11 protein-coding genes are annotated in these 13,265 nt (G+C 60.5%); 3 read left to right on the forward strand and 8 right to left on the reverse strand.

From position 1 onward, the window contains the following. Nucleotides 1-4: 4 nt before the first annotated feature. The 3 genes from O8B93_RS10760 to O8B93_RS10770 are packed head-to-tail and all read right to left on the reverse strand — an operon-like array spanning nucleotide 5 to nucleotide 5,476. Nucleotides 5-3,283: an error-prone DNA polymerase gene (locus tag O8B93_RS10760; protein ID WP_269709812.1), complete on the reverse strand. Its 3,279-nt coding sequence runs from the start codon at nucleotides 3,281-3,283 to the stop codon at nucleotides 5-7. Then, nucleotides 3,280-4,797 (reverse strand): Y-family DNA polymerase, encoded by a 1,518-nt coding sequence (locus O8B93_RS10765; protein ID WP_269709814.1) that lies wholly within the window; start codon nucleotides 4,795-4,797, stop codon nucleotides 3,280-3,282. The genes O8B93_RS10760 and O8B93_RS10765 overlap by 4 nt, the downstream gene beginning before the upstream one ends. After that, the gene (locus tag O8B93_RS10770; RefSeq protein WP_269709816.1) at nucleotides 4,712-5,476 is read right to left on the reverse strand and encodes an ImuA family protein; all 765 of its coding nucleotides are present in this window, start codon (nucleotides 5,474-5,476) and stop codon (nucleotides 4,712-4,714) included. Before O8B93_RS10770 ends, O8B93_RS10765 begins: the two co-directional genes overlap by 86 nt. A gap of 230 nt (nucleotides 5,477-5,706) precedes the next feature. Here O8B93_RS10770 and O8B93_RS10775 point away from each other — a divergent pair, with 230 nt between their 5' ends. The 3 genes from O8B93_RS10775 to O8B93_RS10785 all read left to right on the forward strand — a co-directional run bounded on the left by O8B93_RS10775 (nucleotide 5,707) and on the right by O8B93_RS10785 (nucleotide 7,704). After that, nucleotides 5,707-6,063, forward strand: coding sequence for a DUF1304 domain-containing protein (locus tag O8B93_RS10775; protein ID WP_269709818.1), 357 nt, complete (start codon nucleotides 5,707-5,709; stop codon nucleotides 6,061-6,063). Between the two features lie 4 nt (nucleotides 6,064-6,067). Next, a complete protein-coding gene (locus O8B93_RS10780; RefSeq protein ID WP_269709820.1) occupies nucleotides 6,068-7,339 on the forward strand; it encodes a glycerate kinase type-2 family protein in 1,272 nt (423 codons plus the stop codon). A gap of 116 nt (nucleotides 7,340-7,455) precedes the next feature. Next, the gene (locus tag O8B93_RS10785) at nucleotides 7,456-7,704 is read left to right on the forward strand and encodes a hypothetical protein (RefSeq protein ID WP_162688048.1); all 249 of its coding nucleotides are present in this window, start codon (nucleotides 7,456-7,458) and stop codon (nucleotides 7,702-7,704) included. 263 nt (nucleotides 7,705-7,967) lie between these two features. On the opposite strand, the gene O8B93_RS10790 is transcribed toward O8B93_RS10785, so the two are convergent. The 5 genes from O8B93_RS10790 to O8B93_RS10810 form a co-directional block, all read right to left on the reverse strand. Then, nucleotides 7,968-9,155, reverse strand: coding sequence for a Gfo/Idh/MocA family protein (locus tag O8B93_RS10790; protein WP_269709824.1), 1,188 nt, complete (start codon nucleotides 9,153-9,155; stop codon nucleotides 7,968-7,970). A 21-nt stretch (nucleotides 9,156-9,176) separates the two neighbouring features. Further along, nucleotides 9,177-10,229 carry a sugar phosphate isomerase/epimerase family protein gene (locus tag O8B93_RS10795; protein WP_269709826.1) on the reverse strand — a complete coding sequence of 351 codons (1,053 nt, stop codon included), beginning with the start codon at nucleotides 10,227-10,229 and terminating at the stop codon, nucleotides 9,177-9,179. A gap of 144 nt (nucleotides 10,230-10,373) precedes the next feature. Continuing rightward, entirely contained in the window at nucleotides 10,374-11,447 is a 1,074-nt protein-coding gene (locus O8B93_RS10800; RefSeq protein ID WP_269709828.1) for an ABC transporter ATP-binding protein, read from the reverse strand. Between the two features lie 17 nt (nucleotides 11,448-11,464). After that, nucleotides 11,465-12,313, reverse strand: coding sequence for a carbohydrate ABC transporter permease (locus tag O8B93_RS10805; RefSeq protein WP_269709831.1), 849 nt, complete (start codon nucleotides 12,311-12,313; stop codon nucleotides 11,465-11,467). Next, nucleotides 12,306-13,244 (reverse strand): carbohydrate ABC transporter permease, encoded by a 939-nt coding sequence (locus tag O8B93_RS10810; protein WP_269709833.1) that lies wholly within the window; start codon nucleotides 13,242-13,244, stop codon nucleotides 12,306-12,308. The genes O8B93_RS10805 and O8B93_RS10810 overlap by 8 nt, the downstream gene beginning before the upstream one ends. Nucleotides 13,245-13,265 lie beyond the last annotated feature (21 nt).

Raw genomic sequence — 13,265 nt, forward strand, 5'->3', positions numbered from 1 at the left:
CGCCTCAGTGAAAATTGCGGGAAATGACCTTTATCCGCTCGACCGCATCGTCATCATGGTCGGCGGGCGGCGGGCGTTTCCTGATGACGCGGTGGTCATCCGGCGGCATGCCGTGATGAAACTCGTCACCACGCCCATGCGGCAGGGGAAAGGCGTGGTTGCGCTCGCCCACGCTTGCCAGGGCCTGCGACAGATCGGTCAGCCGGTGGGCGACCAGATGCACCACCTCACCTTCCCGCTGGATCTTGCCGTAAATGCCGACCATGCCGGCGGACAACACCACGCGGCGGTATTTTTCGAAGGTTTTGACCCACAGCACCGCATTGGCAATGCCCGTCTCGTCCTCCAGCGTCATGAAGATCACGCCCTTTGCCGAACCGGGGCGCTGGCGCACCAGCACCAGGCCGGCCGTTTCCAGCCATGTGCCATCCCGAACGCGTACCGCCTCCGCACAGGTGACGATGCGGCGGCGGGAAAGATCATGCCGCAGGAAGGTCATGGGATGTTCGCGCAGTGTCAGCCCCACATGGCCATAATCTTGCACCACCTCGCCACCATCAGTCATGGGCCTGAGCGCAACGGAGGGTTCCTGAAGCTCTTCGATAACGGCATTTTCCCTGATGGCAGCGGCGGCGAAAAGCGGCAGCGGCTCATCCCGCAGGGCCTTGATGGCCCAGAGCGCCTCGCGCCTGGCAAGCGAAAGTGCCGGCAGAAAGGCATCGGCCTCCGCCAGACAGACAAGGGCGGCGGCCGGAACACCCGCCCTTCGCCACAGATCGTCAACGGAGGCAAAAGGCCGATCCTGCCGGGAGGCGACGATTTTTGCAGCATGATCATTGGAAAGCCCCTTCACCATGCGCAGGCCAAGCCGCACGGCAAAGCGCTCCTCACCCTTGCCATTCTTCTTGCCCGTAGGCTCCAGCGTGCAATCGAAGCGGCTGTTATTAACGCAGACCGGACGCACCTCGACACCATGATCACGCGCATCGCGCACGATCTGCGCCGGGGCGTAAAAACCCATGGGCTGCGAGTTGAGAAGCGCCGTACAGAAAATATCGGGATGATGGCATTTCAGCCATGAGGAGGCATAGGCGATCAGCGCGAAGGAAGCCGCATGGCTTTCGGGGAAACCATAACTGCCGAAACCTTCCAGCTGTTTGAAGATGCGTTCGGCGAATTCCTGCTCATAACCGCGCTCTACCATGCCCGTGACCAGTTTCTCCCTGAATTTGGAAATGGTGCCGACATTCTTGAAAGTCGCCATGGCCCGGCGCAACTGGTCAGCCTCATCTGCAGTGAAACCCGCGCAATCCATGGCGATCCGCATCGCCTGCTCCTGAAACAGCGGAACACCCATCGTCTTTCCCAAGACGCTTTCAAGTTCTTTTTTCGGAAAAAGGACCGCTTCCTTTCCCTGCCGGCGGCGTAAATAGGGATGCACCATATCCCCCTGAATGGGCCCCGGACGAACGATGGCAACCTGAATGACGAGGTCGTAAAACTCCTTCGGCCTCAGGCGCGGCAGCATCGACATCTGCGCCCGGCTTTCAATCTGGAACGTGCCGAGCGTATCGGCCTTCTGGATCATGGCATAGGTAGGGCCGTCATCCGGCGGCATGGCGGCGAGATCATATTTTTCTCCCGTGCGTGCCTCCAGCATGTCGAAGCCGCGCTTCATGCAGGAAAGCATGCCAAGCGCCAGGCAATCCATCTTCATGAACTTCACGACATCGATATCGTCCTTGTCCCATTCGATGATCTGGCGATCATCCATGGCGGCGGGTTCGATCGGCACCAGTTCGTCCAGTCGGTCATGGGTCAGAACAAAGCCACCCGGATGCTGGCTGTGATGGCGCGGCGTGCCCACAAGCTGGTTGGCCAGTTCGAAGACAAGCTTCAGGCGGCGATCCTCCATATTGAGGTTCAGTTCCTTCACCTGCTTTTCACCCACCCCTTCGCTCCAGCGCCAGACCTGCGAAGACAGAAGCTTGGTCAGGTCTTCCGGCAGGCCCAGAACCTTGCCGACATCGCGCAGCGCCCCACGCCCGCGATAACGGGTAACGACAGAGCAGAGTGCGGCCTTGTCACGGCCGTAGGTGTCATAGACCCACTGAATGACCTCTTCACGCCGCTGGTGTTCGAAATCCACGTCGATATCCGGCGGCTCACCCCGGTTTTCGGAAACGAAACGTTCGAAGACGAGATTGCTGAAAAGAGCGGGATCGATGGCGGTGATGCCAAGCACAAAACAGATAACCGAATTGGCCGCCGAACCACGCCCCTGACAGAGAATATCTTTTGAACGCGCATAACGGACAATGGCATTCACGGTCAGGAAATAGGAGGCATATTGCAGCCTGCCGACAACCGCCAGCTCATGATGCAACGCCTTTTCCACCTTCTCGGGCAAACCCTTCGGATACCGCCCCGGCACCGCATCCCATACCATTTTCTCCAGCGCCTGCTGCGCCGTCAGTCCCGGCAGGCTACGCTCCTCGGGATATTGATAGACCAGTTCCTTCAGTGAAAATTTGCAGCGTTTCGCAATTTCGAGGCTACGGGCAAGCGCTTCAGGGTAACGGGCAAACAGCCGGTGCATCTCTTCCGGCGGCTTCATATAGCGGTCGGCGTGGCGTTCGCGGCGGAAACCGGCCTCATCGATGGTGCAATTATGACGGATGCAGGTGACGACATCCTGCAGCATGCGCCGCTCGGGCACATGAAAGAGCACGTCATTGGTGACAACAGTCGGTACACCTGCGACCTGCGCCATCTCCGATAGCTCGAAAAACCGCATCTGGTCGTTGGGGCGTCTTCTGAGGCTGAGTGCCATATAGGCCCTGTCGGCAAAAGCAGCTTTGAGACGTCGCAGCCGCAGTGCGCAGAGATCATCGGCCAGATCGGCGAGCAGCACGACGATGAGGCCTTCGCCATAGGCAACGAGATCGTCCCAAGCCAGCCGGCATTTGCCCTTGCCGCCTCTTTTCTTGCCGACGGAAAGCAGTCGGCAAAGCCGCCCGTAAGCCGCGCGATCCATGGGATAGGCGAGCACGGAAAGATCATCGTCCAGATCGAGCCGGCAGCCGATGATGAGGCGGATGCCATGATTATGGGCGGCTTCATAAGCGCGGGGAATGCCCGCAAGACTGTTGCGGTCCACGATACCAAGCGCCTCGATGCCGAGGCTTTTGGCCTGTTCGAAAAGCTCTTCGCAGGAGCTTGCCCCACGCAGGAAGGAAAAATGCGTGGTCACCTGCAGCTCGGCATAGCGGGGCGTATTCATGCAAAGACCCCATGGATGAACCAGCCCTGCGAGCCCGTTTCGGCATGTTCGCCGTCACCGGAGCGGAAAATCCAGAAGCGCTCGCCGCCTTCGTTTTCCACCATGAAATAATCGCGTACGGCGGCCTTTTCCCGGTCGCGTTTCCACCATTCGCCGAACACCCGTTCCGGCCCGTCGGCGCGCCTGACATTATGGCGCACGCCTTTCCAGAGGAAATAACGCGGCGGATGGTCGGGCAACAGCGCCAGCGTCTCGATGGGTTCCGGCCTTGCAAAAAGCCGGACCGGACGCGGCCAGTGGCCGGGCCAGCCGAGCGTATCCTCCGCCGCCAGCGCCGCAACGCGGGCAAGAGAACGTTCCGGCACGTCGCTTGCCACCGCCGCATAACGATAGACCCTGTGGCCACGATTGAGGATGACATCGACCGTATCGGCGATTTCCGCACGGCCTTCCTCCAGAAGCGAAGAACGGGCCTGCGCGGCGACAAGCGGCTCGGCATGGGTGGCGGTCAAAACCATCATCTCGATGCCGAAACCGGGATCGATGGTGTCGATGCGGTCGGTCAAAAGCCGAACGAGCTGTTTGATATCGCGCACCGGTCTGGACGTACCGGCCCGTATGGCCTGCAGGCCGCTATCCACCCGGTGCAGCACCAGATCGACCCGGCGCGCGCCGAGGCCGCGCTTTTCCAGCGCGACGCAAAGTTCGGCAACCAGCTTTTGGCTATAACGGGCAATCGTTTCCGCCGCTGCGATGGGTTCGGGAAAGGCGCGCCGCACCTCCACCAGTTCAGCCACCCGCACCGGTTCGATGGGTTCGCCGATCTCCCCGAGCGCCTGCGAAAGACGGCGGACGAGCTCGGGGCCGAAACGCAGGGTGAGCGGCGCGCGCGGGGCTTCGGCAAGCTCGCCGATGCTGCGGAAACCGAGCACCTTCAGCCCGGAAACGATACGCTCCTCCAGCCTCAACGCGGAAAGCGGCAGGCCGCTGATCGACGCTCTCTGTCCACCCGGCGGTATGATGCTGATCTCCTCACGACCAAAACGCGCCAGTGCATGCGCCGCACCCCAGCTATCGGCAATGGCAGCGCGGGCGGCAAAACCGGCGGCATGCAGGCGGTTGACCATGCCGCTCAGCATCAGCGCCTCATTGCCGTGCAGATGGTCCGCACCCGCCGTGTCCAGCACCAGCCCGTCCGGCGGGTCGGCGGCGACGATCGGGGCATAGATGCGCAGGAAATGAAAGGCCAGCTGCTGCAGGGCGCGGGCATCACCAGCCGCATCCAGATCTTCAACGAGAAGACCCGGCACCAGCGCCTGCGCCTTGCTGACCGGCGTGCCGGGGCGGATGCCCGCCGCCTTTGCCGCCTTGTCGAGCGCCAGCACCAGCCGGCGGCTGCCCTGACGACCAATCATGACCAGCGGCTTTTCAACCGGCGGCGCGTTCTTGCCCGAAAGACGCCGGAAACGATCCGTCGGCCATGTCGGCAGGTAGAGCGAGACGACCCTTTGCATCACAGGCTTCCACTTCAAATTCGGCACTTTCGCCGCCGCGACATCGCAAAAGTTCGAGAAACCAGCGCGGCCTGCCCACTCCCGGCACCGGCAGGGGCGAAGAGGGCCGCACGGAGATGCGCCAGCGGGTCACCGCCGCCGTCGGCTCCCCGAACAGCGCCGCATCGGCTTGACGCCGGAAGCGGCGGATGGCGATGCCGGTAACCCCAGAGGTTTCCGCCGCCAACTGCAGCCGCCGCGAGGCGGTCATCGGCAGTTTCGCCACTTCACCCATCACCGCGCCGAAACCATTGCAGCGCAAGCCCTCCTCGAAACAGTCAAGCACGCCTTTCTCATCGCGGCATTCAACGATGATGAGCCGGTTCTGCGACAGGCCGGCCTGCGTCAGACCCGGCATGAACAGATCCCGCCGGGTGACACACCATAAAACATTGCCGGAAAGCCGTGCCGCCACACCGGCAGCAAACAGCGCTGCCGCTGCCCCATCGGCAGTGCCATTGCCGCCGCCGCTCAGCTCATGCAGGCAACCGAGCTTCAGCCCGCCTCCCGGCAGGTGATGGTCGATGGCATCCACGCCGAAAGGCAAGGTCTCGTGCAGCCGCTCAGGGCCGTTACCGATCCTTTCCAGCCTTTCACGCAGCTCTTCGACAACGAGCAACTGGTCCGCGCGCTTTTGCATGGCATGACGGTTTTCAATTCCGGATTTTCAATCTTACTGTTCTTGTTTTGTTCCTATTTCAGCAAAGAGTCAAGCAACAGGCTGTCGCTCATCAACAGTTTGCACGGGAAGAAAGGATTAAGCCCTTGCAGCGCTTCGTCCCGCCGTTAAAACGGAGTTGTCCGCTCGCTGCCGTTTTTCTCACGAGAACCGATGCGCCACGGACATCAGGGTTTTGGAGGAAACCGCCGATGATCGCCAGCATTCTGATTGCCGTGGTTGCGGCCATCCATATCTACATCGTCATTCTGGAAATGCTGCTGTGGGATAAGCCGGCCGGCCGCAAGGCCTTCGGTTTCTCGGCGGATTTCGCCCGCCAGACGAAAGTGCTGGCCGCCAATCAGGGGCTTTATAACGGGTTTCTGGCAGCCGGGCTGATCTATGGGCTCATGCAGGGCGTTGAAGGGCTGAGCTTCAAGGTCTTCTTCCTCATCTGCGTTCTGGTGGCCGGTATTTTCGGTGCCGTTACCGCCAATACCATGAAGATCCTGTTCATTCAGGCCCTGCCCGCCCTTCTGGCGCTTGGCGCGCTCTGGATTGGAGTGTGAACCGATGACCGCATGGAACGACAGCCGCGCCAAAGACGCCCTCAACCGGATTTTCATGGCGGCAGTCGCAAGCGCCGATCCGGCAAAGGTGCTGCAACACCACCTTCCCTCCCCGCCCAAAGGCCGCTGCGTGGTGGTGGGGGCAGGCAAAGCCTCGGCCGCCATGGCCGCAGCGCTGGAAGCGGCATGGCCGCATGTCGATCTTTCAGGTGTGGTGGTGACGCGTTATGGCCATGCGGTTCCAACCTCTCGTATCGAGATCATCGAGGCCTCCCATCCCGTACCTGATGACAAAAGTGCGGAAGCGGCCAAACGCATTCTCGCCGCCGTTGAGGGCCTGACCGCCGACGACATGGTGATCGCGCTGATTTCCGGCGGCGGGTCTGCGCTGATGATCGCTCCCGCCGAAGGTATGACGCTTGCCGACAAGATGGCCGTCAACCGTGCCCTTCTGGCAAGCGGCGCGACGATTTCCGAAATGAACGCGGTGCGCAAGCATCTCTCCCGCATCAAGGGCGGGCGGCTGGCGCTGGCCGCCAAGCCGGCCAAGGTTGTTTCACTGCTGATTTCCGACGTGCCCGGCGACGACCCCTCCGAGATCGCCTCCGGCCCGACGGTTGCCGATCCGAGTGATATAGCGACCGTGCGCGAAATCGTCGCCCGATATGCGCTCGATCTTCCCGAAACCGTGCGCAGGGTGCTGGAAAAAGGTGAGGAGACCCCGAAGTCCGGTGATATCGAAGAGGATGTCAGGATGATCGCGGCGCCCTCGCTTGCGCTGCAGGCTGCGGCGGATGAGGCCGTGAAGCTCGGTCTTACGCCGCTTATCCTCGGGGATTCCCTTGAAGGCGAATCCAGGGATGTCGGTGCCGTTATGGCCGGCATCGCGTCCTCCGCCAGCCGCAAGGGCCTGCCGGTCAAAGGTCCGGCCGTGCTGCTTTCCGGCGGCGAAACCACGGTCACGATTGGCAAGGGACCGGCCGGCAAGGGCGGCCGCAACACGGAGTTCCTGTTAAGCCTCGCGCTGACGCTGAAAGGCGCAGCCAGCATCTGGGCTATTGCAGGCGATAGCGACGGCATAGACGGCGTCGAAGATGCGGCGGGTGCCGTGGTGACGCCGGATACGCTTGCCCGCATGCGCGCTGCCGGTGTCGATCCGCGCCAGTCGCTCGTAAACCACGACAGCTATACCGCCTTCAAGGCGGCGGGCGATCTTGTCGTGACCGGTCCGACCCTGACGAATGTCAATGATATCAGGGCTATTTTGATCGAGTGAAAGCGCAAGCGTTCGAGCCGGTTCCCCGTCCGGCCGCGCTTATCCTCAGGCAAGGCCGTTTTGACTATGCCGCCGGACAGGTATAAATTGGCGGCATATCCTTGGGAGCCTCAGCCATGCGTCTTGGAGTGCTCGTACCCGGCCTCATAGTGGCCCTTAGCCCCGCCTTGGCGGATGCCCATAATTGCAAATGCCGAAATCGCGGCACCATGTTCGAACTCGGCCAGACATCCTGCCTGAAGGTCGATGGCGCTTCTTATCTCGCGCGCTGCGAGATGAAGCTCAACGTTTCGTCCTGGACCAAGATCGAGGATGGCTGCCCGGTGACAGAGCGGACGCAGCCACAGTCGACACGCGTTAATTGATGTCGCCGTCAGGTGGCGGCAGACCGGGCTCTGGAGCGTGGAGGCTTATGCCCCAGCTTTCGATTGCAATCCATCCCGAGCAGAACTGCGCGATGACAAAGGAAGCGAGCGGATGCCGCTTGCTTCTTCTCCCCGAGGGGGAGAAGGTCGCGGCAGCGGGATGAGGGGGCGAGCTCTCCGAAATCCGGCAACGTAGCCCCCTCATCCGACCCTTCGGGCCACCTTCTCCCCGGCGGGGAGAAGAAAGACGCCGCAACGTCGTTTTACAGCTTCACCCAGCCGCCATTCTTCTTGCCTGACTCGATGCAGGCCGTGACGAAGGCGACACCTTTGACGCCGTCATCCACCGTCGGGTAAATCACCGCCTTGTCCAGTGCCGAACCGGTGCGACGCGCCTCGATGGCATGTGCTGCCTCGGTATAGATGGTGGCGAAGGCTTCCAGATATCCTTCCGGATGGCCGGAGGGTATGCGGGTGACGCGGGCGGCTGCCGCCCCTGCCCCGGCACCGCCGCGGGTGATCAGCTGCTTCGGCTCGCCGAGCTTCGTAAACCACAGATAATTCGGATCGGCTTGCGTCCATTCGAGACCGGCCTTGTCACCATAAACGCGGATCTTCAGCCCGTTTTCATGACCGACCGCCACCTGGCTGCACCAGAGCATGCCCCTCGCGGCCTGCTTGCCGCCATTCGGCTTGAAGCGCATCATCACATGGGCATTGTCATCGAGCCGGCGGCCTTCGACGAAAGTGTGCACATCCGCCGCCAGCTCATCCGCTTCCAGACCGGAAATGAAGCAGCCGAGATTATAGGCATGGGTGCCGATATCGCCGGTGGAGCCACCAACACCGGATTGGGCCGGATCGGTGCGCCAGACCGCCTGTTTCGCACCGGTCTGTTCCACCGCTTCCGTCAGCCAGTCCTGCGGATATTCCATCTGCACCAGACGGATCGTACCGAGTTCACCGGCCTCCACCAGTTCGCGCGCATGCCGCACCATCGGATAGCCGGTGTAGTTATGCGTCAGGATGAACAGCGCATCGGCCTTGTCTGCCACGTCTTTCAGCTTTTTCGCGTCTTCGAGATTGGAGGTCAGCGGCTTGTCGCAGATGACATGGATGCCGCGCTCCAGAAAGGCCTTTGCAGCGGGATAGTGCACATGGTTGGGCGTGACGATCGCCACGGCCTCGATACCATCCTCGCGCAGCGCTTCCTTTTCGGCCATTTCTTCAAACGAGCCGTAGCAACGCTCAGGGTCGAGCCCCAGCTCACGACCGGAAGCGAGGGATTTCTCCGGTGTCGAGGACAGGGCCCCCGCCACGAGATCGAAGCGATTGTCGAGCCGCGCGGCCATGCGATGAACGCCGCCGATGAATGCGCCCGAACCGCCGCCGACCATGCCGAGACGAATCCGCTTGTTCGCCGCGTCGGTTGTCTTTCCTTCAATAGCCATAATGTTTCCTCTGCAATGCTCTCAAAGCCCAAGCATACGGCGGTTGGCCGCATCGTCGGTGCCACCAGATGCGAAATCGTCAAAAGCTTTTTCCGTGACGCGGATGATATGTGCCTTGACGAACTCGGCCCCTTCGCGCGCGCCATCTTCAGGGTGTTTCAGCGCGCATTCCCACTCGACCACGGCCCAGCCGTCGAAATCATTGGCCGCCATTTTCGAGAAGATCGCACCGAAATCAACCTGCCCGTCGCCCAGCGAGCGGAAACGACCAGCGCGGTTCACCCAGCCCTGATACCCGCCATAGACGCCCTGCCGTCCGGTCGGATTGAACTCCGCATCCTTGACATGGAACATCTTGATGCGATCCTTGTAAATGTCGATATTGTCAAGATAATCAAGGCATTGCAGCACGTAATGCGAGGGGTCGTAGAGCATGTTGGCGCGGGGATGGTTCTTCACCCGCTCCAGGAACATCTCGAAGGTGACGCCGTCATGCAGATCCTCACCCGGATGGATTTCGTAGCAGACGTCCACACCCTGCTCGTCGGCGTAATCGAGAATCGGCGTCCAGCGTTTTGCCAGCTCGTCAAAGGCGGTTTCCACCAGACCGGCCGGACGTTGTGGCCACGGGTAGACGAACGGCCAGGCAAGCGCACCAGAAAAGGTCGCATGCGCCTTGATGCCGAGATTTCTCGAGGCTTTCAGCGCAAGCTTCACCTGCTCTACCGCCCATTCCTGGCGCGCCTTGGGGTTGCCGCGCACTTCCGGTGCCGCAAAGCCGTCAAAGGCCTCGTCATAAGCAGGATGAACGGCAACGAGCTGGCCCTGCAGGTGGGTGGAAAGCTCGGTCACCTCCACACCATTCTGGCGTGCCACACCGGCGAACTCGTCGCAATAATCCTTCGATTCAGCCGCTTTTTTGAGATCGATCAGCTGGCCTGCCCAGCTTGGCACCTGCACGCCGACATAACCTTTTTCCGCCGCCCATTTGGTGATGGCATCCCAGCTGTTGAAGGGGGCAACATCACCGGCAAACTGGCCGAGAAAAAGACCCGGGCCCTTGATCGTTCTCATAAAAATCTCCTCCTGCATCGATACAGTTGCGCGGTAAACCGCTTTTTTCTCCAGCGCCAAGCTAACCGCTCGTGATTTTCAAACAAGCCCCAAAAGCGGAGGGACAAAAGAATTTTCACACTTCATTGAAAATGCACATGGCGCTTAAAGCGCCAGGCCGCTCGCCCTGTCGAAGACATGCACACGTTCATGATGCACGGTGGCGGCGAAGGGCGTATTGACCTTCACCGGTTGCTCGCCATCCACCACTGCCGTCACCTGATCACCCGCCAGTTCAAAGACAACATGCGTCTGCGCGCCGGTCGGCTCCACCAGCACCGTCCTGCCGGATAGCGAAATATCACCGCCTATGCTCGAGCCGATATGTTCCGGTCTCAAGCCAATCGTCACCGGCTGGCCGCGTTTGACCTTTCTGGAGGCGGCAATGCGGATCGCGGTTCCATCCTTCAGCCGGGCGGCGGGCTCATCGCCCTCGCCATCGACCACGCCTTCGATGAGATTCATGGCGGGCGAACCGATAAAGGCGGCGACGAAGAGATTGGCGGGTGTCTTGTAAAGCTCGAGCGGTGTGCCCTGCTGCTCGATGCGGCCGTGATTGAGCACCACCACCCGGTCTGCCAGCGTCATGGCTTCGATCTGGTCATGGGTGACATAGATGGAGGTCGTACCGACCTTCTGGTGCAGAGCCTTGATTTCACTGCGCATCTGTACGCGCAGCTTGGCATCCAGGTTGGACAGGGGCTCATCGAACAGGAAGACTGCGGGGTTGCGCACGACGGCGCGCCCCATGGCGACGCGCTGGCGCTGGCCGCCGGAAAGCTGAGACGGCTTGCGATCCAGAAGCTTGCCGAGATCGAGCATGCGGGCGGCTTCCGCCACACGCTCTTCGATGACGGTTTTCGGCTGGCCGGCGAGCTTCAGGTTGAAGCCCATGTTTTCGGCCACAGTCATATGCGGATAAAGCGCATAGGACTGAAACACCATGGCGATGTTGCGTTCCCGCGGGGTCATGGAATTGACCACCTTGTCGCCAATGAGAATATCCCCATCGGTGATTTCTTCCAGCCCGGCGATCATGCGCAGCAGCGTGGACTTGCCGCAGCCCGAAGGCCCGACAAGTGCGATGAATTCGCCGTCGGCTATATCAAGCGAGATGCCGTGAATGACATCGAGTGCGGCATAGGACTTGCGGATATCCCTAAGTTCGACGGAAGCCATATTTTGCTCCTTTCACGTTACGATTTGACGGCACCGGCCGTCAGGCCCGCGATGATATGTTTCTGGGCGAGGAAGAAGACGATGACGGTCGGCAGGATCGTCAGCGTGATGAAGGCGAGCACGAGCTGCCATTCCGTGCCGAATTCGCCGCGATAGACCATGATGCCGAGCGGCCAGGGATATTTCGATTCCGAATTCAGCATGATCAGCGGCAGGATGTAGCTGTTCCAGCTGCCAACGAAAGAGACGATGCCAACAGTCGCCACAATCGGCCGCGAAAGCGGCACGGAAATGTGCCAGAAGAAGCGGAGATAACCGCAGCCATCCACGAAGGCCGCCTGAAACAGCTCGTCCGGCAGATTGCGAAAATAATTGCGGAACAGAAGGATGCTCATGCCCAGTCCGAAGGCCACCTGCGGCAGAACAACCCCCCAATAGGTGTCGAGCAGGCCGAGATCGCGAATGCGGATGAACAGCGGCAGGATGGCCGTGGCCGCCGGGAACATCAGGCCGAGCAGGAAATAATTGAGCATGAAGGACGAGCCGAAGAATTTCACATGCGCGAAGGTGAAGGCCGCCATGGCCGAGACGGTAAGCGTCAGGAACACCGTCAACAGCGCGATGACAAGCGAGTTGAATATCTGCAGCCAATAACGTTTGCCGAAAAGAATATCGCCGTAATTGGCCCATTGCCATTCGGCCGGAATGCCGAAGGGATTGACGCGCAGGTCTCCCAGCGTCTTGAAACCGCCAAGGGCCGTTGTCAGAAGCGGGATGAGCACGATGGCCGCAATCAGGCTCAGCGAAATATAAAGATAAAGCTTGGTTTGCAGCGGCATGCGGACGGAGGTGGATGTGTCAGTCATGGCGCATGAAAATCCTTTTGTAACCGAAGGCGAGCGTCACGCAGATGACGAAGAGAACGACGCCGACCGCACTGCCAAGCCCCACCTGCATGCGCATGACGCCGTAGGTGTAAAGGAAGGTGACCATGGTCTGCGTGGAGTTGGAGGGGCCACCGCCGGTAAGCGGCATGATCATGTCGAACAACTGCAGCGAGCCGATGACCGCAAAGAAGACGGAAAGGCGCACCGTCGAGCCAAGCATTGGCAGCGTGACGTAACGGAATTTCTGCCAGCCGGACGCGCCGTCGATTTCGGCCGCTTCCAGCACATTCTTGTCGACGGATTGAAGGCCGGCGATGAACAGCATCATGTGGAAACCGAAATATTTCCAGACGATGACGCCGAGCACGGCATAGATCGCCACATCCTTGTCGGCCAGCACGTAAGGATTGGCGAAGCCGAAGAAATTGGAGATGGCGGCAAACAGACCATAATCGCCATCATAAACGAAGCGCCAGATCAGACCCGCTGCGACGTCAGCCAGAACATAAGGCAGAAAAAACACCAGCCGGAAGGCGACGACGCCGGGAATGCGATGCGCCAGCATCATGGCGAGCCAGATCGCCAACGGAATCTGGATCAGGATCGAGATAAGGATGATCAGTCCGTTATTCATCAGGGCCTGCGAGAAGGCGGCATTGCCGAACAGGACCTGGAAATTCTTCAAACCCACAAAATCGGTCGGCGTGCCGTAGCCGTTCCAGCGGTAAAGGCTGTACCACGCCGCCTCGCCCATGGGCAGGATAACGAAGAGGGTAAAGAGCAGAAGTGCTGGCGGCAGAAACACCAGCAGGGTCAGCGCCCGGTCATGTGCGACCGAACTTTGCTTGCGCTTGGCCTTTGTCGTGCCGCGCGCCGGTATGGACGCAGAAGTCATGGAAATATCCGTCATCTCTATCCGCTTTCATGGAGG

This window comes from Martinezella rhizogenes (assembly GCF_027460065.1).
Lineage (GTDB): Bacteria > Pseudomonadota > Alphaproteobacteria > Rhizobiales > Rhizobiaceae > Agrobacterium > Agrobacterium rhizogenes_C.

What these genes read in the sequence shown, in the direction of transcription:
- O8B93_RS10760 (WP_269709812.1), bottom strand. Translation starts at nt 3,283, where the DNA reads ATGAATACGCCCCGCTATGCCGAGCTGCAGGTGACCACGCATTTTTCC.
- O8B93_RS10765 (WP_269709814.1), bottom strand. Translation starts at nt 4,797, where the DNA reads ATGCAAAGGGTCGTCTCGCTCTACCTGCCGACATGGCCGACGGATCGT.
- O8B93_RS10770 (WP_269709816.1), bottom strand. Translation starts at nt 5,476, where the DNA reads ATGCAAAAGCGCGCGGACCAGTTGCTCGTTGTCGAAGAGCTGCGTGAA.
- O8B93_RS10775 (WP_269709818.1), top strand. Translation starts at nt 5,707, where the DNA reads ATGATCGCCAGCATTCTGATTGCCGTGGTTGCGGCCATCCATATCTAC.
- O8B93_RS10780 (WP_269709820.1), top strand. Translation starts at nt 6,068, where the DNA reads ATGACCGCATGGAACGACAGCCGCGCCAAAGACGCCCTCAACCGGATT.
- O8B93_RS10785 (WP_162688048.1), top strand. Translation starts at nt 7,456, where the DNA reads ATGCGTCTTGGAGTGCTCGTACCCGGCCTCATAGTGGCCCTTAGCCCC.
- O8B93_RS10790 (WP_269709824.1), bottom strand. Translation starts at nt 9,155, where the DNA reads ATGGCTATTGAAGGAAAGACAACCGACGCGGCGAACAAGCGGATTCGT.
- O8B93_RS10795 (WP_269709826.1), bottom strand. Translation starts at nt 10,229, where the DNA reads ATGAGAACGATCAAGGGCCCGGGTCTTTTTCTCGGCCAGTTTGCCGGT.
- O8B93_RS10800 (WP_269709828.1), bottom strand. Translation starts at nt 11,447, where the DNA reads ATGGCTTCCGTCGAACTTAGGGATATCCGCAAGTCCTATGCCGCACTC.
- O8B93_RS10805 (WP_269709831.1), bottom strand. Translation starts at nt 12,313, where the DNA reads ATGACTGACACATCCACCTCCGTCCGCATGCCGCTGCAAACCAAGCTT.
- O8B93_RS10810 (WP_269709833.1), bottom strand. Translation starts at nt 13,244, where the DNA reads ATGACGGATATTTCCATGACTTCTGCGTCCATACCGGCGCGCGGCACG.